Origin of the sequence: Sulfobacillus thermotolerans (assembly GCF_039623705.1) — a bacterium.
In the GTDB taxonomy this organism is placed as follows: domain Bacteria; phylum Bacillota; class Sulfobacillia; order Sulfobacillales; family Sulfobacillaceae; genus Sulfobacillus; species Sulfobacillus thermotolerans.
This window is the reverse complement of the sequence record NZ_CP133983.1, coordinates 2,454,332-2,476,966: the sequence shown is the minus strand read 5'-3', so window position 1 is coordinate 2,476,966 and position 22,635 is coordinate 2,454,332. Positions and strand designations below refer to the sequence as shown.

Sequence of the window (22,635 nt, the reverse complement as noted above, 5' to 3'; positions counted from 1 at the left end):
TTTGAATCAGTCTAGATCCGCGCAAACACCCGTTCCGCTGCTTCCAATGTCGCCTGCGTCGTTTCATCATTATGCGCTGCCGAAGGAAAAGCTGTTTCAAACGGTGAAGGGGGAAAGAAAATCCCTTCTTCCAACATCCCATGGAAAAACCGGGTATAGCGTGCACGATTTGAGGCATTAACCTCATCAAAATTGTGCGGAGCACTTTCGCGAAAGAAAAGAGTAAACATGGCACCAATCGTGTTAGCACTCACAGCAATCCCATGTCTCTTTCCTGCCTCGACCAATCCGGTAGCCAATGTCCGTGTCCTTTCGACAAGGGGAGGGTAGAACTGCGGTCCGCCAATAGTTCGTAACTGTGCAAGTCCCACAGCCATAGCTACAGGATTGCCAGAGAGCGTGCCGGCCTGATACACGGGTCCTAGAGGAGCGACCTGTTCCATATAGTCCCGCTTCCCTCCGTAAGCCCCCACGGGCATTCCTCCCCCAATAACTTTAGCCAGACAAACCAAATCGGGTTCTAGGCCAAAAAGTCGGGACGCCCCTCCCCAGTCTACCCGAAATCCTGTCATCACTTCATCCACAATCCATAAAGCTCCGGCTTGACGGGTAAGATGGCGAATGGTCGCTAAGAATTCCTCGGAAGGCAACACCGTGCCCATATTGCCGGCAACGGGCTCCGAGATCACCGCTGCAATCTCGTGACCAAATCGGGAAAAGACAGCTTTTAACCCCTCAATATCGTTATAGGGTACCGTCAAGGTTAGCTCCGCCAAGGCCACCGGAACGCCCTGAGAATCTGGTATCCCCATAGCCGCTGCCCCAGAGCCCGCCTTGACTAACAACGAGTCGCCATGTCCGTGATAGGATCCGGCAAATTTCACAATTCGACTCCGTCCTGTGACTCCACGAGACACCCGAATGGCAGACATGGTGGCTTCAGTTCCAGAATTAACCATTCTCACCATTTCCAAGCCCGGCACGGCTTGGGTTAAAAGCTCCGCCATTTCCACTTCCAACACTGTAGGAACCCCATAGCTCAATCCTTTGACGGCTTGGGCAGAGGCAGCGTTGACGACCGCAGGATGCGCATGACCTAAAATTAATGGACCATAACTCATGACGTAGTCAATATAACGTCGCCCTTCCTCGTCTTCTAGATAGGGCCCCTCGCCTTGACGGGCAAAAAACGGCGAGCCCCCCACACCTTTAAATGACCTAACCGGCGAATTGACGCCGCCGGGAATCAGCTGCTGCGCTTTCTCCCAATAGTGTTCCATCCCCACATCTCCTCCCACTAGACATTAAAGCGAAAATTGACCACATCTCCATCTTTCATCACGTAATCCTTTCCTTCAAGGCGGACGTGGCCATGTTCTTTGGCCTTAGCCATACTGCCCCATTGATCCAAATCGCTGAAAGCTACGACCTCGGCGCGAATGAATCCCCGTTCAATATCCGAGTGGATTTTCCCAGCAGCCACTTTAGCCGTGGTATTATGAGCGATAGTCCAGGCGCGCACCTCATCCTCGCCTGCCGTAAGAAAAGAAATGAGCCCCAATTTATCATAAATAGCCTGCGCCACACGTTTAAGCCCCGACTGCTGAATTCCCAAGTCTTGCATAAAGGCGGCACGATCTTCTGGATCCAGTTCTTCCATTTCTTGCTCTAATGCCGCAGCCATCAGGACGACTGGGACATCTTTATCTTGTGCTAAGGCTAAAATGGCTTCACGGTTGGGAAAGTCTCCGGCTTGAAATGCTTCATCGTCTAAGTTAATAACCCAAACGGCTGGCTTCAATGTTAAAAACTGATACCCGCGAATTAAACGCAGCTCGTCATCTTGCAACGTCATTTGATTCAAGCGCTGATCATTTTCTAACGCATTTATCAACCGATCAATTAAATCCAGCTCCTGTCTCATCTCCGCTGTGATCTTTTTCCCCGTCTGAATCCGGACCCGGCGTTTCTCCAATAAATCTAAATCAGATAATCCTAATTCTAATTCCATTTCTTCAATGTCGCGGAGCGGATCCGCGGGTCCAACAATATCAGAAGCATAGCCGCGCACTACATGAACTAGAGCGTCCACCAACCGCACATCATTAAGAAATCGGTTGGGTCCTCCGTTATCCGCGCGATTAAGCCCGGGCACATCGACCACCGCAATTTGCGCAGGCGTCACCTTACGCGGGTGATATAACTCCGCCAGACGATCCAGTCGGCTGTCTGGAACTGGCGCAAGGCCGCGTCGCGATTCTGTTTTGCCTGAACCAAAATCGTTTGTTTCCGCCTTGGCTCCTGTCAACAAATTAAATACTGTCGTCTTGCCCGCAAGTGGCAGACCGATTAATCCTACGTCCAAAATTTGGCCCCCCATTTCTTTCCCGATTATACTCAATGGGAGAAGACAAAGAAACCTAAAGCGTGCATAGCTTTAGGTTTCTTTGTCTTCCTCTACCAGCTTACTCTGGAGAGTGGTCCTGGGCCTCCTCTTGAGTTGCCGGGTCATCGTTCAGCGGGATACTGCGGCGGCTCGCATCCGCTGCACTCAAATCAATTCCGAGCTCCCGCGCCACTTCTTGCTGAAAACGCTCCCGATTGAGGTCCGCAATTTTTTTCTTGTCTTGTTCGTGTTCGTCCAATTCCTCTTCCCCTTTCCCGACCATGGAACGTTGGCCTAGAGCTAGAATGTCCGAGCCCTAGCAGGTTCATGTGCAAAAAGGGGAAGGAATGTTAATGCGCTATCGTCTCCGCTAAATTGCCGTTAATGTAAATCCTGGCTTCGATCGTCGCGGCTTTGACGAGCATTTGGGACACACTACAATACTTTTCTTGACTTAAATGCACCGCGCGCGAAATTTTGTCCTGAATATCGTGTTCGGTCTCAAACCGATAATTGATGACAATCGTGGTATAAACTTTGGGATGATCAGGCGCTCTATCCCCATCAATGTCCATCGTAAAACTCTTGACGGGTGCACGCATTTTTTGCAAAATCGACACCACATCGATTCCCGTACACCCTCCTAAAGCAATCAACGTCAAATCCATCGGTCGCACCCCAGAATTTTGACCACCAACCTCTGGAGCAGCATCCATTACAATGGAATGGCCTGTGGGAGCTGTGCCGACAAATTGCATGCCCCCCGTAAATTTAACATCGACGTGCGCCATGTGCGTTCAATCCTCCTAGTTTTGGATCTCCATGGATTGCTATTGGATATCTTCTCGTTGCCGCCAAACCGGATCGCCCTCTTGAATAATCTCGGGAGCCGCTGGGTGCGGTTCCCAAAGCGGATGTTCAGCAATGGCTGCTTCACGTTCCGCCTCGGACTTAAAACAACGCTGCCACCGATCACAATGGCGACAATTCAGACTCACCTCGCGCGGAGGCAACGTACGCTTCTCTTGGTAGGTTTGGGCTGTGTTAATGCGCTGGACCAACCAGCTCTTCCAATGCACATCAGGCCACTGCAGCCACATCAGCCGTTCATTCGTTTCCCGATTTTCAACCACTAAACGCCCGGCATCATAACCGCCAATGTTGACGTACAACGCCAACTGCGCCCAATGGTCAAAAAAGGGGCCCGCTACCCGCACCGCTGCAAACTTGTCATCGCGAACCGTCTTATATTCGACAGCAACTTGGTGGTCGCCTTCTTTCAACACCGCATCAATACGCCCTGAAACATGAAGTACCGGATCTTTCAACGGCACTTCAACCCCCACGACGTCATATAAATCGCCCAAGCTTTGCTGAAATCGCTTGTGTAAAGAGGCTCCATCATGCATGGCAACAAGCGCCTCGGGAGCGATGTGTCGCCCAAATCCCAAGAGGTCCATGACCGTATACCGCAAGCACCGTCCTGATAGCGACGGTGCAAACGTCTTCGGTTTCCGAGGCTTTTTCTCTGCCATGATATGTCCTCCTAGGCCACCGTTTGTCCCGGAGCCAATACCATGACCGTATGTTCGGTTCCCACTAATAAGTCCTTTAACGCCTCGGGATTACCCTTTAAGGCATCAAATGTACCATAGTGCATCGGAACAATGGTCTTCGCACCTAGCAGTTTTGCTGCATACGCGGCTTCTTTAGGAGCCATAGTGAAGTGCCCGCCAATGGGCAATAGCGCAATGTCGGGTTGATAAAGTGTTTTAATGAGCGCCATATCTCCAAAGACATTCGTGTCTCCGGCATGATACAACGTCAGTCCATTTTCAAGCGTTACCACGAAGCCTGCGGCTTCGCCGCCATAAATAATACCGTTTTCCGTGCTAATGCCTGAGCTGTGGTCAGCATAAACCATCGTCACTTTAATGTCGCCAAAGTCGACGGTCCCTCCCTTATTCATGCCAACCGTGTTGGTCACACCCTTAGATCCCAAATAGGTCGCTATTTCAAAATTCGATACCACGGTCGCACCGGTCGCCTTAGCCAAAGGCTCCGCACTTCCCATGTGGTCAAAATGGCCATGAGTCAATAAAATATAGTCGGCTTTATCCCATGCATAAAAGGCCGGAGGGCATTTTGGATTGCCTTCCAACCAAGGGTCAAACACTAAATATTTCCCGCCAGGGGACTTTAAAATAAAAGAGGCGTGTCCCAGCCATGTCAATTCTGCGCCATCAAGTCCCATATTTATCCCTCACTTTTGTGATGATTAATTTCCCACCATGAATAAAGTTCTGACCAGCTCTGAACCCAATGACCGGCACCAGCTGCCACCAGCTCTTCCGCTTTAAAAGTATTGTAACTAAAGCCAACAGCCTCACATTGAGCCGCCCTCGCCGCTCGCATGTCATAGGGGCTGTCACCAATATACCACGTGTCCTCCGGACGCGCTTTCAGATTGGCCAAAGCGCATTGCAATGGCTCAGGATCAGGCTTATGACGAGAAGTGCTGTCGTGATGCACCACTGTTTGGAACAACGACCACAGCCCGTATTGCTGAAGTCCACGTTTCGTCATATCTAAGCGTTTGGATGTTACCACCCCCATTGGAACACCTTGCTCTGCCCACCGATGTAACGCCACATCCGCACCGGGGATGAGCGCAATCATCTGATCATGGTAGGCGTGATTATGTTTTCGGTATAAGGCCACCAAGCGATCGATTTCCTCACCACTCAAATTAGGTCGCATGATACGAAATTGGTCATCCAGCGAGCGCCCAAAGTGTTGCAATATTTGCTCGCGACTCACGGTCTCACCCAGCCCTTCTTTAAAGGTATAGACAAAGCTGGCAAGAATGAGCTCGGTGGTGTCCAAAATGGTGCCATCCAGGTCAAAAAGAAGAACCGCCCGTGGAGCCATTAATTCTCGCGCTCCGCAGACTGCCACCGCAAGACATAGCTTGCTTCATCCTGATCATGGTAGCCTTGTCGGTCATGCGCTTCGTAAAAAGGAAGCGCGCATGCTCCTAAGTCCGCTGTATAACCCGATTCCTTGGCTAAGTTCACCGCTAATCTTAAGTCTTTGAGGCGATTGGCCACGGAAAATCCCGGTGCAAAATTGTTGTGGCTGTAGCGATCCAGGACTTTGGTGAGCTCGTACGATTGCGCGGATCCCCAATTCATGACCGCCGCTAAGTCGTCAAGGGCTAGATTTTGGTGTAGACCAAACTGCAAACCTTCCGCCGCCGCCATCAAATTAATGGCAGAGACCATATTGGATATCAGTTTCAAAGTTTGTCCCTGACCAACGGCTCCCACATGTAAAATGCGCTGTCCCATTTGTTCCAAGAAGGGTCGAACCCGAGTAAAATCACCCTCCTCGCCGCCAACCATGATGGTCAAAGTCCCATTCTGAGCCCCGACATCGCCCCCCGTAACAGGTGCATCAAGCCACGCCGCTCCCCGGCTTTGAACCTTCTTCGCCAAGTCTTTGGTCAGCGCGGGCGATACCGTTGAATGGTCGACAACAACTATCCCTGGTTTTATCTCGTGTAACAGACCCCCTTCTCCTTCTACGACGGCCCGCAAGGCATCATCGTCTGACACCATGGTAAAAATAATGGTACTCACCCTTGCCACGGCTGCAGGCGTCTCACACCAGTCAGCCCCCATTTCGACGAGAGCTGCACCCCGAGAGGGCGTACGATTCGTGATGGCGATAGCTTGATGGCGCATCAGATTAGCCGCCATTTTCTGACCCATCACTCCAAGCCCCACAAAGCCAATATGCTCTTCCATTTGTCTGCCTCCTTAACGCTCTGAGCCTTACCGTAATAATTCATCATATCCCAAACACACGCAAAAACAAGGAATCGCCATATTCCCCTAGGCTTTATAGTTCTTTGGAACCAGGTATTTCACCCATCTAGTCCATGATTAGGATTCAAAGGCACCATCTCCCTCATGCACCACCTCGTCCGATTCCGTCGACTTGCGCTATAATAGCGAAAGAAATGCATCCTGTCATAGCCATTGAGGAGATGGTGTTGTTGAGAGCCGCCGATAGCTCGCTTATGCCTACATTTATAAGGAAGCAACGAACCCTGGGCATGGTCTTTGGAGGCGCCTTGCTGACGTTATCCTTATCAGCGTGTGGGCAGACAGCGCCATCCGCCACGCACCAGCCCAGCACCATCACAATAAAAAGTTCAGGCATGACGAGCCTTTGGAGCTATCGCCCCCATCCGCTCGTGGCCCTAAAGCCCTTTAACGTGAATGTATCATTACGTACGGCAAATGGGAAACCTGTCACGAATGCCCATATCGTATTCATAGATACCCATATCCCTTTATTGGTCGAAGCAGATCTCTTGCTGTATCTGATGGGCGTGATTGCGGGATCCTCGTGGTACATCATTTTAGACCGTCAATCTTGGCTGGGCTTGTTGGTGACCCCTGCCATGGCTCTGATGATTATTGGCAGTGTATTAGCGGGACACGGATGGTGTTAGCCGTCCTACAGACGCGTTCGGCCACCGCGGCGAACCGTATACAAGGAGTACTTAGATGAGCAGCACGCTTATTGTTTGGGCACTGGGTGTAGGTCTTCTTCAGGGATTTTTGCACTGCACAGGAATGTGCGGCCCATTTGTCCTGGCCTTTAGCATGTCCTTTAAGTCGTCCGATGACACCGCCCGTCATCCGGGGCGACAGGTTGTCACCAGTCATCTTGCCCATAACCTAGGGCGCATTTTGTCTTTTGTGATTATGGGCGCGATTTTTGGCGCTCTCGGTCACTTTGTAAACACAGCAGCGCATGCCACGGGATTTGAAGCTGCGGCCGGAATTATTGGCGGAAGCATGATGATTCTTTGGGCCATCGACGAAGCTCGGACTGGTCATGGTGGGGGATTTTTGGAACGCTGGTCTCTTTTGCAGTGGAAACCCGTTCAAAAAGTCTTCCGTAGATTGATGAGTGTGAGAACTCCTCAAGCCGCATTTTTTGCGGGGCTGATTTTAGGGTTTCATCCATGCGGTCTGATTTTTGCCATGCTCTTATCTGCAGCAGCGACGGGCTCTGCTTGGGCAGGCGCCGTAACCTTGCTGGCTTTTGGCATCGGCACAAGCCCGGCCCTCTTGAGCGTTGCCGCTGCTGGCTGGTATGGTAGCAAGAGACTCAAAGGGCGCAAGTTCACCTATATTGCGGCTGCCCTTATTGCCTTGAGCGGGATTTTGTTCATGTTGAGAGGTTTTGCTGTCAATGGTTGGATTCCGGAGGTGAACCCATGGCTGTTTTAACATGCTATTTATGCGAGCAGCCTGTTATTACTGAGGTACCTGGCGATGGGCACATCTTTTGCTGTCATGGTTGCCGAGAACTCTGGCGGTTATTAGGCGATGAAGAAATCAAAGAATTGAAGAGTCGGCCGGGAATTAATTGGGAGAATTTACGGGAGAACATTACCGTGCCCACCCCGCCGGTCATTAGCCTAAATGCGGATCCTAAAACGGTGACCATTGATATCGACGGGATGTGGTGCGCGTCGTGCAGCATTTTGGTTGAGCAAGTCCTGACACGCATGCCCGGTGTTCTTGGCGCTCAAATTGATTTTGCCACTAGCACCGCGCAAGTGGCGATGGACGCTGCCACCACGTCGTCCAAGGACTTGGAAGACGCAATTATTAAATTAGGTTATGATGCGAAAGAGCGCGACCGTGATGACGAAGACCTTGAGTCCGATCGAGATTTGACGCTGTTGCGCCGCTTTGGCGTCTCGGCCGTTCTCACCGTCTTTGTTATGATGTTCAGTGTACCGGTGTGGTCCGGCTATTTACCGACATTTCCTCCCAGCCTACGTGAGGCGCTAGAATACGGTCTCTGGGCTATCGCTACACCTAGTGTTTTCTGGAGTGGTTGGCCTTTTTTGCGCGGCGCTTGGCTGAGCGCGTGGCCACATGGCGCGACGAGGGTCGTACGATTGCCAAACTGGAAGTCGATGGTCATGTCCGTGCCATTCTCAGCGTTGGAGACCAACTGCGAGCACAGGCCCGTGAGGCCATCAGCCAACTGAAGGCGCAAGGACTAGCGATATGGATGGCCACTGGTGACTCTCCCGAAGCTGCTGCGCTCGTGGCCAACCAAGTCGGCATCGAACATTATTTGTCCCGTCAAAAACCCTTGGACAAAGCTGCGTTGGTCGAGAAACTCGAAGCAGAAGGCCATCATGTAGCATTTGTCGGCGATGGCATTAACGACTCGCCAGCCTTAGTGAAAGCGCATTTGGGGATTGCCATGGGCACAGGTTCAGACATTGCTATCGAAGCTGGCCATTTGACACTAACCCGCCCCAATTTGATGAGTCTGGTGGATACCTTAACCACAAGCAAACAAGTGACGCGCATCATCAAGCAAAACTTGCTCTGGGCATTGTTTTACAACGCCTTAGCTTTGCCCGCTGCTGCCATGGGATATACGGGCCCCTTCATTGCGGCGGTAGCTATGCTCTTGTCATCCGCATTTGTCTTGGCCAACTCCTTGCGCATTTTAGGATTTTCCCCCAAGCGGTATGTGGTCGGGACCAGTGTCGTGATCGGTGTTGGTACCAGTCTGGCGCTTCTGGCATTTTTAGGCATTTAAAGATAGACAGATCCCCTCGTGTTAAAGCCCCCTTTCGGGGGTTTTTTTATCAACCGTTTCAAAAGACCATCGCTATCATTGCAATGCTTGACACCAATAGGCACAGACTCGTACGCTCTTGCCACTACACCAGGAAGGGGCGTCAAATTCATTGCTGCCAACTCTCGTGATTTTTGCCCGTGAATCGGTCGAAGCCAGCATGATTGTTGCGATCATCTTGAGCTATCTGCGACAAATCGGACGCCGTGACCTCACGTTTATGGTATGGACCGGCACCGTTATCGCCTTAGTGAGTGATGCAGCTATCGGCACCTTCGTCTGGGAAAACATCCACCGTTACAGAGGAACACGCTTACAAATCGGGTTCGAAGGCACCACCTATTTTGCCGCAGCCGTGATGCTGACGGCCATGAGTTTTTGGATGAAAAAGCAAAGCCAGCATCTCAAATATCACATACAACACGACGTCGCCCGGTCGCTCACTCGTTCTTCTCGATGGACGCTGGCACTGCTGTCAGGTGTGACGGTCGGTCGAGAAGGCTTGGAAACCACCATTTTCGTGCTGGCCCTCTCGTTTCGAACGGCACCTGCCCAACTCTTGACAGGTGCCGTTCTCGGTATTGCTACGGGCCTTAGCCTTAGTTATTGGATGTACCATTTGGGCCGCCGCATCCCGCTGCGGACATTTTTTAGCATCTTTGGGGTCTTGCTGCTGCTATTTGCGGATGCCTTAATAAGTGACGGGGTTGAAGACTACCAAGCCCTGCACTGGATTCCTTGGGGACGACGCGTGTTGTGGCACAGTGGACGTTACCTACGCGAATCAGGAGCCTTAGGCGACCTGCTTCATACCTTTATCGGATATGCCCAATCTCCCACTCTTCTTCAAGTCGTCTTATATCTCGGCTTATTAGCGCCAGGCATTTACCTCTTTCTAAAGCCATGGGGACACCAAACGGCCAAACCCTAACACCTACACTGGCTGATGCTCCGCAAGCCACTGGCGGGTTGCTTGGATTTGCTCCGTGACCCGCTCCGGTGCCGTCCCCATCGGCTGCAGTCGCTTCGCCACGAGCCTTTCCGGCGTCAACATTCTCAACCATTCAGGCTGAATTTCCGGGGCCACTGTATGCAACCAGTCAGGGTCCGCATCCCCAAAGCCTTTGCCGTGTTTTTCAAGTTCTGTGACCAACATTCCAACTAAATGATGCGCCTCGCGAAACGTCATCCCATTTTGTACCAATATGTCGGCGAGGTCGGTGGCTGCCGTATAGTCCTGGCCAATGCGCCGGGCAATGCGCTCGCGATTGACTTCTAAAGTGTTTAGCATACCCGGCACCACTGTGAGGACTCCGTCCATTGTGTCGACGACATCAAAAACCGCTTCTTTGTCTTCTTGCATATCGGAATCATACGCAAGAGGTAATCCTTTCATGGTCGTCAATAACCCTTGTAACCGTCCAATGACTCGGCCGGCTTTGCCCCGGGTCAATTCCGCCACATCGGGATTGCGTTTTTGCGGCATGATCGAGGACCCGGTAGAATAGGCATCCGAAATCCGCACATATCCAAATTCCACACTGGACCACAATACCAATTCCTCAGCTAATCGGCTCAAATGAACCATCGTAATGGCGGCCCAAGCCAAAAATTCCAGCAAGAAATCACGGTCCGACACGGCGTCTACGGAATTGTCATAGACAGAGGATAACCCCAGCAAAGAAGCCGTTCGCGCGGGGTCTGTCGGATATGGAGTCCCACTTAAGGCACCCGCGCCTAACGGCGACAAGTTGGTCCGTTGCTGCCATTGCTGAAGGCGTTCGAAATCTCTGATGGCCATACTCTTATAGGCCAGCCAATGATGTGAGAGCAAAATCGGCTGCGCCGCTTGCATGTGCGTGTATCCGGGAATAATCACGCCGAAATCTTGTTCCGCACGGTCAGTAAGCGCCTTGATATACGCATAAAGCAACGATTTCAAGCGTTCCGCTACATCAAGCATATATAAGTGCATATCGACAGCGACTTGGTCGTTGCGGCTTCGTGCCGTATGCAGCACGCCGCTTATGGGGCCAATAATTTCCCCCAAGCGACCCTCCACATTCATATGCACGTCTTCCCATTCGACGCGGGGCGTCAGCGTACCTTGCTCCCACTCTTGACGGACCTGTTCTAAGCCTGCGAGAATTTGCTCTTTCGCTTCCTGAGTGACAATGTTCTGTTCTGCCAACATCGTAATGTGCGCCATGGACCCCGCGATATCGTAAGGCAATAGTCGCCAATCAAAAAAAACAGAAGCCGTAAAATGCGCCGCATTGCGGTCCAAGCCTTGAGCCAAGCGAGGACTACGCGCCATATCCTCCATTAATGTCGTCCTCCCCGGCGCATGACCCGTTGGCGAACCGCTAAAGGCAATCCAAAAAGATGAATAAATCCTTCCGCATCATGATGATCGTATTGTCCGCCATCAAATGTTGCCAAGTCTTCCGAGTACAACGAAAACGGAGAGACCGCCGCATGGACCGTGACAGAGCCTTTATACAACATCAATGTGACATTGCCACTCACTACGCGATTGGCTTCATTTACAAACCCCATCAAAGCTTCCCGTAGCGCTGAAAACCACTGTCCATCATAGATTAAACGAGCCATCCGTAAGGCAACGGTTTGAGCAAACAACGCCGTTTCCCGGTCCCACGTGATGCTGGTGAGGCCTTGATGCGCCGCATAAAGAATGGTTCCTCCTGGCGTTTCGTACACCCCGCGCGATTTCATTCCAACCAGTCGATTTTCCACCATTGTGACCCGCCCAATGCCGTGACGTACACCCAGTTCATTCACGGCATTCATTAAGGCTAATCCCTCAAGGGGCTCCCCATCAAGGCCCGCTGGCACCCCTTGGTCAAAGGCTATCGTTACCCATTGCGGAGCATCGGGTGCCTCAACAGGCGATTTTGTCCACGTATAGACATCCTGAGGGGTTGGAACAGCTGGGTTTTCCAGCACCCCACCTTCATGGCTAATATGCCAAAGATTTTGGTCTCGAGAGTAGGGGCTCTCTTTGGTCGCTGTTACGGGAATATTGTGACGTCTGGCGTATTCCATTGCTTCAACGCGCCCAGTAATATCCCATTCGCGCCACGGTGCAATCACCTTCAACGCGGGATCCCACGCCATAACACCAAGCTCGAACCGCACTTGGTCGTTCCCTTTACCCGTAGCCCCATGGGCCACCGCGGACGCCTGATACTCGTGCGCTACCTCCACTAAATATTTAGCGATCAAGGGGCGGGCAATTGCCGTGCCCAAGAGATAGACATGCTCATAGACCGCTTGGGACTTCAGCATGGGAAACAGGTAGTCCGCGACGAACTCTTGACGCAAATCCTTAATCACGACATCTTTTGCCCCCGACGCCAATGCTTTTTGCCGTACCTGATCGAGGTCTTCGCCTTGTCCTAAGTCCGCGCAAAACGCAACCACTTCAACACCATAATGCTCTTTCAACCACGGAATAATGATAGACGTATCGAGTCCTCCCGAATACGCCAAAACCACCGTATCACCGGGATTTACACCTTTAACCACGTTGCCACACTCCTTCGAAGTTTCAGTGCGCCCCTTGACGCCACTGTTCTAACACTGTACTCAAAATATCATAAAACGCCGTAATACCCGCTTCTTCTACCACCAGTGGCGGCAATAGACGAATTACATGAGGTTTGGGCGCATTTAAAATGAGTCCCTGATCCAAAGCCGCCTGCACCAAATCTTTTGCCGGTGCCGTTACCATAAGACCCCACATTAAGCCCCGCCCTCTGTATCCTTCGACAATATCGGGGTATTCGCGCACCAATTGTTGTAGGCGTTGTTCCAACAGCCCGCTAATCCGTTGGATATGGTCTAGCCCGCCCTGTTCGAGCCATTCAATTACGCAGAGCCCCGCCCGTGCTGCTAAGGGATTGCCCCCAAACGTCGTCCCGTGATCGCCAGGAACAAAATATTGCGCTATCTCAGGCTTGGCCAACATCCCTCCAATGGGCACTCCCGAGCCTAAGCCCTTGGCTACCGTAATAATATCTGGCGATACTTTTTCGTGCTGAAACCCAAACCATTGACCCGTTCGGCCCATGCCCGTTTGGACCTCATCCAGCATCAACAAGCAGTCGTATTGCCGGGCAACGGCCGCCGCCTCCGCTAAGTATCCCTCTGGCAACGGCACCACACCGCCTTCACCCTGAATAGACTCTATCATCAAACCGCAGGGATGGTGTTGTTCCATGGCCTGTTTCAAGGCTTCAATATTGCCCGCTTCAACTTCGTAAAAATCCGGGACTAACGGCGCAAATGGCTCTTGATACGCTGCGACAAATGTAGCGGACAAAGAACCCATCGTGCGACCATGAAACCCACCCGTGAGACTTAAAATGGCTTGCTTATTGACCGATTTGCCATACCGGCGCATGAGTTTGATCGCCGCTTCATTGGCTTCTGTACCACTATTCGACCACAAAGAGAGGTAGCCACCTGTTATCTCCGCCATTTTATTGCTCAACGCAATGCCCTCGGCGGTCCAGAAGAGATTCGACGTATGAATCAAAGCCGCACTATCCGCCAAGACTTTTTGCATTGCCGGATGGTTGTAGCCTAATGAATTGACGCCAATGCCCGCTAAAAAGTCCCAGAAATGACGTCCCTGCACATCATAAACTTCCGCCCCATCACCACGCGTCAATACCACCGGATACCGGTTATATACCGGCATTAAATGATTGCTTGGTATCACAATCTTTACCCTCTTTCTTTACCCCTTGACCACTTCCGTAGCGCCCTGTTCAAAATCGTAATAGGAACCAATCAGCACCGTTTTCACTCCCTGTTTAAGAGCGTCCTGGGCCGCTTGCAATTTAGGAACCATTCCTTGGGTGGCCCGTCCATGAGCTATCCACTGACCAATCTCTAATTCCGAAATCCGCCTCACCAATCCGGCGCTGGGTTCCGGACTCTCCCTAAGCCCCCCACTTTCGGTATAAAACACCAAGACATCCGCCTTCAGCCACCTGGCGAGTGCCGATGCGGCCCCATCTCCGTTACAATTCAAAATTTCATTACCGTCTGACCCTATGGCCAAGGGCGCAATGACGGGCACAAAACCTGCGCGCCACAGTGCTGTCACGACATTGGTCGCGACATAGTCTATGACGCCGACATTGCCCAATTCGGGCGGATGCATACGCGAGGCACGGAAAAGCTGCCCATCGGCACCGCTTAAGCCAACCGCCGCGATGCCGGCATGGTTCATCCGCAGAACTAGTTCCATGTTCACTTCACCTCGCAAAACCCGGACAACATGACGCAAAACGTCCGGAGTCGTGACACGCTGTCCTTGATAGAAAGTCACCGGCACTCCGGCTTCGGTCAGACTATTCGTGATTGCCGGGCCACCTCCATGCACAACGGCCACTTCGTGTCCTTCTTGGACAAAGCGGGAAATCTCTTGAATCCCAGCCGGCTCTGAGTCTGTTGGCTGCAACACGCTACCGCCCAGCTTTACTACAACGCGCAATGTTCCACCCCCATTTAAGTCCGGTAATGGGCGTTAATTTCGACATACTGCTCGGTCAAATCGCATCCCCAAGCTTCGGCAAATCCCGGTCCATTGCCAATGAGGACATCCATGACGACTTCATCGGCCTCTAACTCGTTATGCGCCTGGTCTTCTGCCATGGGCACCGGCAACCCGCCTTCGAGAACCAATACGGTCCCTATCCATAAGGACACTGCGGAGAGATCAAACGGGAGCCCCACGCTCCCCACGGATGCAATGACCCGCCCCCAATTGGGATCGCCTCCATAGACAGCCGCTTTGACTAAATTGGAACGAACTGCCGTGCGCGCCTTTAGGGCCGCATCCTCTTCAGTGGCAGCCCCCCGCACGCGCACGGTAATGAGACGAGTTGCGCCTTCCCCATCATGGGCAATCATCCGAGCGCCTTGGCGCGCCAAATGCGCTAAAGCCTTGCCAAACTGCGCGATGTCCTCTGGTGTTCCTACGTGGACCCCACTTTGTCCGTTCGCTAGAATCACTGCCATGTCATTGGTCGATGGGTCCCCATCGACTGACACCCGCAAAAAGCTCCGAGATACGGCTTGGCGCATTAATTCATCCAAAATGGATTTCTCAATAGCCGCATCTGTAGTGAAAAATGCTAACATGGTCGCCATTTGTGGATGAATCATGCCGGAGCCTTTCGCCATCATTCCGATACGAACAACACCTGAGCTAAGCGTCACGTCGCAGGCCAAAGTTTTCGGTTCTCGGTCGGTTGTAAGGATGGCTTCACTGGCCTTGACTCCGTCGGAATGCTGCTGCTGCCAAGCGTCCACCAACTGGCTCATGCCCTGTTGAACCTGGTCCATCGGCAACGGTACACCAATAACGCCCGTTGACGCCACCGCCACCTGCTCAGACGCTACCCCCAGATGGTCGGCCATATACTGTTGCATCGTATAGGCGTCTTGAAGTCCCCCTTGGCCCGTCACCGCATTCGCATTACCGGCATTGATGATGATCGCTTGACACCAGCCTTTGGCCGCAACTTGTTTTGTAACGGTAATGGGTGCCGCCGCCGCTTGATTGGTGGTAAACAACCCAGAAAACACCGCCGGGACGACTGACCAAAGGCATGCCATATCGTGACGCCCGGCAATCAAGCCTGCGGCCGCCGCATAGGCCTGAAAGCCTTGTGGATAGGTTACTGTCGCATCTTGCCACATCATACCTGAGAGCGGCGGTTCAATGAATTGCTGCATGGTCCTTCTCACTCCAACCCTAAAGTCTGGGGCCACCCCAGCCACTGATTTACATGCTGTACCGCTTGACCCGCGGCACCCTTGCCTAGATTATCCAACGTCACGTATAGCACGGCCATATGCGTACGATTGTCCCATGCCGCTGCCAACTCTGCTCGGTTCGTGCCACGCACGCGCTGTGTTTCAGGCTTTTGTCCCTGGGCTAACACGTCGACAAAAGCATTCCCGTCATAGGCCTTATGCCAACAGTCCACAATATAGTCAAGGGACCAGGAGCAATTCGGAATATATATGCTGAGCTCCATTCCTCGCGCCATTGGCATAAGATGCGGTTGAAACGTCACATAACCGCCAGTTACCGCCTCCATTTCAAATGTATGGCGGTGCTGCCCAGGATTATTGTATGGCGCCACATTTTCTGCCATTTCTCCCATCATGAGGTGCACTTGCGGTTTGCGTCCTGCGCCACTCACGCCAGATTTCCCATCGACAATGACAAGTGGACATGCCAACCCCGCAGCGACCAAAGGGCCAACCGCTAGATAAAATCCGGTCGGATAGCATCCCGGATTGCCAAAGAGAGGGCGGTCTGGTGCATAGGTGATGTCTAATTCATCAGCATATCCTGTTTGAGCCAAGCGCAATAAATCTGGCGCCGGATGAGAGCCATAGGCTGTTTCATAGATACCTTGGTCAACAAAGCGAAAATCTGCGGATAAGTCCATTATCTTAACCCCACGTTCTAGCCACTGCGTGAACAACGGGGTCGCTTGTTTGGCACCTTGACAACTGAAAATGATGTCGAAACTTTCGTATTCTAATTGGTCAGGACTGACAAATATTTTCGGCCCTCCACGCAAAAAGGGAAACAAGCGGTCTGTCGACAAGCCTGCTTCCCTCTCTGACGTCACGGCCACTAAGGAGAGCGTTGGATGACGCATGATAATGCGCACGATCTCTTGCCCTGCATATCCTGTAGCCCCTACCACTGCCGCTCGCATCCCCGGGTCACCTCAGGAATTATTATACGAACGAAAGAATGTTTATACAAGAAGAAATTCCAAGCTCCCTAGCCCTGAGACCCGCCATTTTTCTTGCTAGACTTTTTCTTAATGGTAATATCTCCGGTCGGCTCCAAACGCGCCTCTTGCACTTTTTTTAGAGGAATGTCATTTTTACGCAATTCCATGTTTAAATCGGCCATTGAGACGCGTTCTTTTTTCAGAACATGGGAATCCACTTGCCCGTTTTGTACAATCACGGAAGGATTGCCTTGTGTCAGCTTTTCCAACCAGCGAAAACGTACATTAAGCCATGTTAATGCATACTGCAAAATACCCAGTAACAACGTGATTCCAATCGCATTAATCAGAGGCGTCTGACTGTCCTCCATGCCGATGGCAACCGCCTCACCAATCATAATAATCACGGCAAAATCGAAAGGGCCCATTTTCGCCAACGTCCGCTTTCCCATCATGCGGAAAACCAACAGGGCCACGAGCCATAATAGAGCTGTCCGCCACAATAACGTCAATAACTCTTCCACTAGCTCACTCCTTATCCGATAATATTAGTCGTAGCGTTTACGTGAACGACTCAAGCTATGCAACATTCGACCGGTATTAGCGCCAAACAACGACTGAAGGGTATAATTAAAAAATGATATGGGCTGCTTGTTACGAGAACCTTCAAGGACAAGCACCATCGCCTAAACCAAGGAGGATTTATGGGATTGACCAAGGACGAAGTGCTAAAGCAAGCGGAGGCAATGAACGTCAAGTTCATTCGTCTGCAATTTACTGATATCTTAGGTATCGTAAAAAACGTGGCCATCCCGCTGCATTCATTGTCCTCAGCTCTTGATGGCAAGATTATGTTTGACGGCTCGTCGATTGAAGGGTTTGTGCGGGTTGAAGAATCTGATATGTATTTAGACCCCGATCCGGATACTTTTGCCATTTTCCCATGGACTCCCAAAGAAGCTTTGACCGCTCGGTTAATGTGCGACATTAAGAATCCCGATGGGACGGCTTTTGCTGGCGACCCACGGACCACTTTGAAACGCGTTATTCGTGAAGCAGAGGAAATGGGCTATCAAATTACGGTAGGACCCGAACCCGAATTCTTCCTATTCCAACGGGATGCCGATGGTAAGGCAACCACTCATACTGTTGACCAAGCGGGGTATTTTGATTTATCCCCCGTCGATATGGGCGAAGAGATTCGACGCGAGATTGTACTCGCGTTAGAACAAATGGGCATCATGATTGAAGCCACGCATCACGAGGTATCTCCTGGTCAGCATGAAATCGACCTCCACTATGATGACGCGTTGAAAACGGCCGATAACATTGTCACCTTCCGGTTTGTCGCGCGGACGATTGCCCTACAACACAATTTCCACGCAACGTTTATGCCGAAACCTCTCCAAGGAGTCAACGGGTCTGGCTTGCATTTTCATCAAGCGTTATTTCACGAGGGCAGTAACGCCTTTCAAGACCCCAAACACCCTGATGGCATCAGCAAAGTCGGGTTGCGTTATATTGCAGGACTCATCGAACATGCCAAGGCCTTTACAGCCGTCACAAATCCTTTAGTCAACTCCTATAAGCGCTTAGTGCCGGGATTTGAAGCACCGGTGTATATTGCCTGGTCTATGGGTAACCGCAGTCCCATGATTCGAGTCCCTCAATCACGAGGGCCGGCCACGCGCATTGAACTCCGCTCCCCGGACCCTTCTGGCAACCCGTATTTAGCTTTAGCTTCCACGATAAAAGCAGGACTGGACGGCATTCGTCGTAAACTTGATGCGCCCGCCCCTGTAACACGCAATATCTACCGCATGAACGACTTTGAACGGAAGGAATACGGCATTCAAAATCTCCCTGAAGACCTAGGAGAAGCCTTGGATTATTTTGAACGCGACAGCGTCATGCGCGAAGCCTTGGGTGATCATATTTTCTCACGCTTCTTGGAAGCTAAACGGATTGAATGGGAAGTCTACCGCCAGCAAGTCCATGACTGGGAAGTCGACCAATATCTCACGGTGTATTAGCCCCAAGGGTCCTCGCTCCACTTCGGAACGAGGACCTCTTTACCCCTTGTCCGCCGCACTTTCTTGCTGACCTTCCCCAAGCTGTGCTCGCTTGCGAATCAGTTCAATTTCCGATGCGTCAATAGCCCGCTCAAAGCGCCGGAACCCCGCGAGATGAAACCCGTGCGTTTTCCCCAGTCGGTGAATTTCTTCCACCTTCGGCACTTCAATTTCTGCTCCAATAGTAAAATTCTCTAGGCGGGAAGACAAGGCTAAAATCATCGTCTCCGCCATGCAAGCCTCGACCATTTTGGGAGGAAAGCCAAAATTAAAACCCATGTCCGCTTGATCACCCGGCACTTCAATAACACCACCATCTAACACAAGGACATCGGGACGCGCCTTGGTCACAACCGAAGAAATATTGCGAGGGCGGGCTACATCCGTAATGACCGCTCCGGGCTTTAAATCTTCCGGTTCAATAATAGCCCCAGGCGCCGATGAGACCGCGACCACAATATCTGCATCATGAACCGCCGTGCGGGCATTCGTAGCAGTTTCCACGGACAACTGGGGAAACTGCTGCGCCAAGTCGTAGGCAAGGCGGTCCAACGTCTCTTGATGACGCGCCACAATACGCAATCGACGGATCGATGGCGCCAAAACAAAACACGTCGCCCGCCCAATCGATCCCGTGGCGCCAAGCACTGTAACCTGCGCATCTGGCAGGGTTATCCCCATACGTTCGGCCGCCGCCAATGTACCTTCGACAGCCGTTGCAGTCGTGTAGGAATTCCCCGTCGTGACAGGAATCTGAAGACGCTCCGCCAACGTCACTCCCCGGTCTCCTGCAATCTTTGTGAACGCCCCCAAGCCCAAAATCTCGGCGCCCAAGTCTTCTGCCATTTTTCCAGCCCGTTCCAACTTTTTCAAAACCCAGTCATAAGGAGAATTTAAAATGATTTCGGGCGTGAGGGGCAAGCCAATCAGCCATCCTTCCAATTCTTCACCCGTCAACGAACGAACCCCCGTCACATGACCAGCTAATACTGGGTTCACATGTTTAAATGCCGACTCGACCAATCGTTGGGGAAGATAGCGCGTAAAAGGGTACTTGCGAGCAAAGTCATCAAAACGCAAAGGATGAAGAATAAAGGCAAAACGACGCAACCGGGACACCTCCTGTGCACAGCTATGTGCACATTTTACCATACCTCACAGGCAACCCCAACCCACTCACAACGTTCAGGATACAATGAGTGATTCCATTGAAAAACGCTGTGGCATTGACAGACCACTCTTCGTTTCACGCTACCGTGCGCAAGACTCTTGCCATAGCCCCATCAGCCTCTTATACTACAGGTGTCAAGACAGTTGACAAGGAGGATGCTATGGAAGCATGGTCATGGAATCGATTGGCCCGGTTAGGGCTTGAAGAGGATGTTGGTGCAGGGGATATTACCACTGAGCTCACAATTCCTCCCCACCGGACAGGCCGAGTGCTTGTCAAGAGCCGACAACCGCTAGTGGTCTGCGGCTTACCCATTTTAAAAGCCGTCTACGATCAGCTAAGTCATGATGTGACGATCACGCTTTATAGTCAAGACGGAGAAAACCATCAAACAGGTGCTGTCCTTGCTGAGATTGAAGGGCCTGCTCGGGCTTTGCTCACAGGAGAGCGTACCGCGCTCAATGTTCTGACATGGCTTAGTGGCATTGCAACCGCTACCCAGCTTGCTGTACAAGCTGTGCAAGGTCTTCCGGTCACCATCTTAGATACCAGGAAAACCCGTCCTGGTCAGCGCCTGTGGGAGAAATATGCCGTGCGAACGGGTGGGGGAACGAATCATCGTCAAGGGTTATATGATGCCATTTTAATTAAAGACAATCATATTGCCGCCATGGGCGGTATTACCGCAGCCGTGTCCCACGTGAAACAGCATGCGTCTCACGTTCTCTTTGTAGAAGCCGAAGCCGATATGTTGAGCCAAATTCCCCTGCTACTAGCAGCAGGCGTCGATGGAATTCTTTTAGACAATATGCCTCTCACCATGCTTGCACAAGCAGTCGCGATGATAGACCACCGGGTATTTGTCGAAGCATCAGGGGGTATCGGCCCCGACCAAGTGCGAGCCGTCGCGGAAACAGGGGTGGACGCCGTGTCATTAGGATATCTCACACACTCCGCACCTCACGTTGATATTGGCATGGATTGGGAGGCACTTTCGTGAAGATCTCTGCAGTCATTGTCGGGGCAGGAATTAGTGGTCTGATGACAGCCTTAGAGGTCGCACGCTTTGCGGACGTCGCAGTCTGTGTGCCTCCTCAGGGATGGACCACTAGCAGTACTTACCGAGCACAAGGTGGAATTGCCGTAGCCCTCGGCGCTGATGATTATCCCCACCATCACTACAACGATACCGTACGGGTGGGGCGTGGATTATGTCATGAGGAAGCAGTAGATATTCTAACCAAAAGTGCTCCGACCATTTTGTTGCCCATGATTGAAGCCGGCATATTCGCCATGCGGCAAAGCGGCATTCCGGCATTGGGGCTGGAAGCAGGCCACTCACATCCACGCATTGTACACGCGCCTGGAGGTTTAACAGGGCAGGCTATCGCACATTTTCTTTATGAGCAAGCGCGCCGAAATCCCCGCATCCGCTGGGTTACAGGACGCGCCATACAATTAATTACCAACCAAAACGGTCATTGTCTAGGTGTCTGGGTCCGTCCCCCGTCCGGTCCTCCCTTTCCCTTATGGGCATCTGCAACCGTACTAGCTACCGGCGGGTACGCAGCGCTATGGCACACGACAACAAATCCCGCAACATCAATAGGCCACGGCCACTGGCTGGCGTATCAAGCGGGCGCGGAGTTGGCAGACCTCGAATTTGTGCAGTTTCATCCCACCGTACTCGCTGAAGACGTGCCCCGTGGCAACGCGTTATTGCTGACGGAAGCCCTCCGAGGACTCGGAGCGCATCTCCTAGATCCAGAGGATCGGCGGTTTATGCTCACGCATCCCCAACAAGAGTTGGCACCACGTGATGAAGTCGCTCGGGCTATCTTTCAGCAACCAGCGGCCTACCTCTCGCTAAAACACGTAAACCCAGCGGAAGTGAATCAGCAATTTGGTGAGTTATCTGCCCTCGTCGCTGCTCGTGGATATGAATTATCGTCAGACCGCCTTCCCGTCCACACCGGAGCTCATTATTGCATGGGAGGTATTCGCACCGATGTCTTTGGCCAAACAACCGTCCAAGGGCTGTATGCCGTCGGCGAAGCGGCTCACACGGGAGTCCACGGCGCCAACCGCTTGGCATCCAACTCTCTCTTAGAAGGACTGGTATTCGGACAGCGTGTTGGCTATCACATTACCCACCATCCACGGCCCGCTCCCAAATCCGAGGCCATAAATCTCCATCCTCCGACTACCGCTGTCCTTCGCGATGACGAGGCACTTGATCTCATGGGCCGTTTGCTAGACGAACATCTTGGCGTCATCAGAACAAAACAATCGATCACCCAAGCATTAGCCATACTCGACACCTTAATAAACCAAAATGATCATTGGCTCTTTCGGTTCGCCATGCTTATCGCACGTGCAGCCTACGAACGCACAGAAAGCCGCGGAGCACACTTTCGTGCCGATGCACCCAAGACAGACCCTGAACAACAAGGGCACTTCATTCAACACGTGGAACACGGTCTTCATTTCACAGCTCTAACCCATGTTTAATGAGTTCGAACA

General features: G+C 52.0%; 23 protein-coding genes and 1 pseudogene. 8 read left to right on the top strand and 16 right to left on the bottom strand.

Going from position 1 to position 22,635, the window contains the following annotated elements; all coding sequences use genetic code 11:
- Positions 1–11: 11 nt before the first annotated feature.
- The 8 genes from hemL to ORD20_RS12840 form a co-directional block, all read right to left on the bottom strand.
- On the bottom strand, positions 12–1,280 hold the full coding sequence (hemL, locus tag ORD20_RS12875) for a glutamate-1-semialdehyde 2,1-aminomutase (protein WP_173677080.1): 1,269 nt from the start codon (positions 1,278–1,280) through the stop codon (positions 12–14).
- 17 nt (positions 1,281–1,297) lie between these two features.
- On the bottom strand, positions 1,298–2,365 hold the full coding sequence (ychF, locus tag ORD20_RS12870) for a redox-regulated ATPase YchF (protein ID WP_103375129.1): 1,068 nt from the start codon (positions 2,363–2,365) through the stop codon (positions 1,298–1,300).
- Between the two features lie 100 nt (positions 2,366–2,465).
- Positions 2,466–2,669 (bottom strand): hypothetical protein, encoded by a 204-nt coding sequence (locus ORD20_RS12865; protein WP_103375128.1) that lies wholly within the window; start codon positions 2,667–2,669, stop codon positions 2,466–2,468.
- Between the two features lie 67 nt (positions 2,670–2,736).
- Complete coding sequence (locus ORD20_RS12860) at positions 2,737–3,177, bottom strand: OsmC family protein (RefSeq protein ID WP_242968411.1); 441 nt, start codon at positions 3,175–3,177, stop codon at positions 2,737–2,739.
- Between the two features lie 39 nt (positions 3,178–3,216).
- On the bottom strand, positions 3,217–3,921 hold the full coding sequence (locus tag ORD20_RS12855; protein WP_103375127.1) for a hypothetical protein: 705 nt from the start codon (positions 3,919–3,921) through the stop codon (positions 3,217–3,219).
- 11 nt (positions 3,922–3,932) lie between these two features.
- The gene (locus tag ORD20_RS12850) at positions 3,933–4,640 is read right to left on the bottom strand and encodes a metal-dependent hydrolase (protein ID WP_103375126.1); all 708 of its coding nucleotides are present in this window, start codon (positions 4,638–4,640) and stop codon (positions 3,933–3,935) included.
- A gap of 2 nt (positions 4,641–4,642) precedes the next feature.
- Positions 4,643–5,317 (bottom strand): HAD family hydrolase, encoded by a 675-nt coding sequence (locus ORD20_RS12845; protein ID WP_103375125.1) that lies wholly within the window; start codon positions 5,315–5,317, stop codon positions 4,643–4,645.
- A complete protein-coding gene (locus ORD20_RS12840) occupies positions 5,317–6,195 on the bottom strand; it encodes an NAD(P)-dependent oxidoreductase (protein ID WP_103375124.1) in 879 nt (292 codons plus the stop codon). Before ORD20_RS12840 ends, ORD20_RS12845 begins: the two co-directional genes overlap by 1 nt.
- A 251-nt stretch (positions 6,196–6,446) precedes the next feature.
- On the opposite strand from ORD20_RS12840, the gene ORD20_RS12835 reads away from it, so the two are divergent.
- From ORD20_RS12835 to ORD20_RS12815, 5 genes and pseudogenes are all read left to right on the top strand, one after another.
- Positions 6,447–6,908, top strand: coding sequence for a hypothetical protein (locus ORD20_RS12835; protein WP_430626247.1), 462 nt, complete (start codon positions 6,447–6,449; stop codon positions 6,906–6,908).
- Positions 6,909–6,963: 55 nt separating this feature from the next.
- Positions 6,964–7,695 (top strand): sulfite exporter TauE/SafE family protein, encoded by a 732-nt coding sequence (locus ORD20_RS12830; RefSeq protein WP_103375121.1) that lies wholly within the window; start codon positions 6,964–6,966, stop codon positions 7,693–7,695.
- Positions 7,683–8,036, top strand: a pseudogene (locus tag ORD20_RS12825) (cation transporter); the annotation flags it as partial. The gene ORD20_RS12830 and the pseudogene ORD20_RS12825, both read left to right, overlap by 13 nt.
- A gap of 308 nt (positions 8,037–8,344) precedes the next feature.
- A complete protein-coding gene (locus tag ORD20_RS12820) occupies positions 8,345–9,034 on the top strand; it encodes an HAD-IC family P-type ATPase (protein WP_430626246.1) in 690 nt (229 codons plus the stop codon).
- A 151-nt stretch (positions 9,035–9,185) separates the two neighbouring features.
- Entirely contained in the window at positions 9,186–10,004 is an 819-nt protein-coding gene (locus ORD20_RS12815) for an FTR1 family iron permease (RefSeq protein WP_146039013.1), read from the top strand.
- A 3-nt stretch (positions 10,005–10,007) separates the two neighbouring features.
- Here ORD20_RS12815 and argH read toward each other — a convergent pair whose 3' ends face one another.
- The 7 genes from argH to ORD20_RS12780 all read right to left on the bottom strand — a co-directional run bounded on the left by argH (position 10,008) and on the right by ORD20_RS12780 (position 17,393).
- On the bottom strand, positions 10,008–11,399 hold the full coding sequence (gene argH / locus ORD20_RS12810; RefSeq protein WP_242968408.1) for an argininosuccinate lyase: 1,392 nt from the start codon (positions 11,397–11,399) through the stop codon (positions 10,008–10,010).
- The gene (locus tag ORD20_RS12805; RefSeq protein WP_103375118.1) at positions 11,399–12,622 is read right to left on the bottom strand and encodes an argininosuccinate synthase; all 1,224 of its coding nucleotides are present in this window, start codon (positions 12,620–12,622) and stop codon (positions 11,399–11,401) included. Before ORD20_RS12805 ends, argH begins: the two co-directional genes overlap by 1 nt.
- Before the next feature lie 22 nt (positions 12,623–12,644).
- A complete protein-coding gene (locus ORD20_RS12800) occupies positions 12,645–13,820 on the bottom strand; it encodes an aspartate aminotransferase family protein (protein WP_103375117.1) in 1,176 nt (391 codons plus the stop codon).
- A gap of 18 nt (positions 13,821–13,838) precedes the next feature.
- The gene (gene argB, locus ORD20_RS12795) at positions 13,839–14,600 is read right to left on the bottom strand and encodes an acetylglutamate kinase (protein ID WP_103375116.1); all 762 of its coding nucleotides are present in this window, start codon (positions 14,598–14,600) and stop codon (positions 13,839–13,841) included.
- Positions 14,601–14,614: 14 nt separating this feature from the next.
- Positions 14,615–15,847: a bifunctional glutamate N-acetyltransferase/amino-acid acetyltransferase ArgJ gene (gene argJ, locus ORD20_RS12790; RefSeq protein ID WP_242968406.1), complete on the bottom strand. Its 1,233-nt coding sequence runs from the start codon at positions 15,845–15,847 to the stop codon at positions 14,615–14,617.
- An 8-nt stretch (positions 15,848–15,855) separates the two neighbouring features.
- The gene (gene argC, locus ORD20_RS12785) at positions 15,856–16,848 is read right to left on the bottom strand and encodes an N-acetyl-gamma-glutamyl-phosphate reductase (protein ID WP_103375115.1); all 993 of its coding nucleotides are present in this window, start codon (positions 16,846–16,848) and stop codon (positions 15,856–15,858) included.
- A 68-nt stretch (positions 16,849–16,916) separates the two neighbouring features.
- Positions 16,917–17,393 (bottom strand): DUF421 domain-containing protein, encoded by a 477-nt coding sequence (locus tag ORD20_RS12780; protein WP_103375114.1) that lies wholly within the window; start codon positions 17,391–17,393, stop codon positions 16,917–16,919.
- A 180-nt stretch (positions 17,394–17,573) separates the two neighbouring features.
- Between ORD20_RS12780 and glnA the strand changes: the two genes are divergently transcribed.
- On the top strand, positions 17,574–18,902 hold the full coding sequence (glnA, locus tag ORD20_RS12775) for a type I glutamate--ammonia ligase (RefSeq protein WP_103375113.1): 1,329 nt from the start codon (positions 17,574–17,576) through the stop codon (positions 18,900–18,902).
- A gap of 39 nt (positions 18,903–18,941) precedes the next feature.
- On the opposite strand, the gene ORD20_RS12770 is transcribed toward glnA, so the two are convergent.
- On the bottom strand, positions 18,942–20,051 hold the full coding sequence (locus ORD20_RS12770) for a shikimate dehydrogenase (RefSeq protein ID WP_103375112.1): 1,110 nt from the start codon (positions 20,049–20,051) through the stop codon (positions 18,942–18,944).
- Between the two features lie 221 nt (positions 20,052–20,272).
- Between ORD20_RS12770 and nadC the strand changes: the two genes are divergently transcribed.
- Complete coding sequence (gene nadC / locus ORD20_RS12765; RefSeq protein ID WP_103375111.1) at positions 20,273–21,112, top strand: carboxylating nicotinate-nucleotide diphosphorylase; 840 nt, start codon at positions 20,273–20,275, stop codon at positions 21,110–21,112.
- Positions 21,109–22,623 (top strand): L-aspartate oxidase, encoded by a 1,515-nt coding sequence (locus ORD20_RS12760; protein WP_103375110.1) that lies wholly within the window; start codon positions 21,109–21,111, stop codon positions 22,621–22,623. Before nadC ends, ORD20_RS12760 begins: the two co-directional genes overlap by 4 nt.
- The last annotated feature ends 12 nt before the right edge of the window (positions 22,624–22,635 follow it).

Bases quoted from the DNA above. Each gene is read 5' to 3' on its own strand.
- hemL (WP_173677080.1), bottom strand. From the start codon at position 1,280: ATGGAACACTATTGGGAGAAAGCGCAGCAGCTGATTCCCGGCGGCGTC.
- ORD20_RS12865 (WP_103375128.1), bottom strand. From the start codon at position 2,669: ATGGTCGGGAAAGGGGAAGAGGAATTGGACGAACACGAACAAGACAAG.
- ORD20_RS12860 (WP_242968411.1), bottom strand. From the start codon at position 3,177: ATGGCGCACGTCGATGTTAAATTTACGGGGGGCATGCAATTTGTCGGC.
- ORD20_RS12855 (WP_103375127.1), bottom strand. From the start codon at position 3,921: ATGGCAGAGAAAAAGCCTCGGAAACCGAAGACGTTTGCACCGTCGCTA.
- ORD20_RS12850 (WP_103375126.1), bottom strand. From the start codon at position 4,640: ATGGGACTTGATGGCGCAGAATTGACATGGCTGGGACACGCCTCTTTT.
- ORD20_RS12845 (WP_103375125.1), bottom strand. From the start codon at position 5,317: ATGGCTCCACGGGCGGTTCTTCTTTTTGACCTGGATGGCACCATTTTG.
- ORD20_RS12840 (WP_103375124.1), bottom strand. From the start codon at position 6,195: ATGGAAGAGCATATTGGCTTTGTGGGGCTTGGAGTGATGGGTCAGAAA.
- ORD20_RS12830 (WP_103375121.1), top strand. From the start codon at position 6,964: ATGAGCAGCACGCTTATTGTTTGGGCACTGGGTGTAGGTCTTCTTCAG.
- argH (WP_242968408.1), bottom strand. From the start codon at position 11,399: ATGGAGGATATGGCGCGTAGTCCTCGCTTGGCTCAAGGCTTGGACCGC.
- argJ (WP_242968406.1), bottom strand. From the start codon at position 15,847: ATGCAGCAATTCATTGAACCGCCGCTCTCAGGTATGATGTGGCAAGAT.
- argC (WP_103375115.1), bottom strand. From the start codon at position 16,848: ATGCGAGCGGCAGTGGTAGGGGCTACAGGATATGCAGGGCAAGAGATC.
- glnA (WP_103375113.1), top strand. From the start codon at position 17,574: ATGGGATTGACCAAGGACGAAGTGCTAAAGCAAGCGGAGGCAATGAAC.
- nadC (WP_103375111.1), top strand. From the start codon at position 20,273: ATGGAAGCATGGTCATGGAATCGATTGGCCCGGTTAGGGCTTGAAGAG.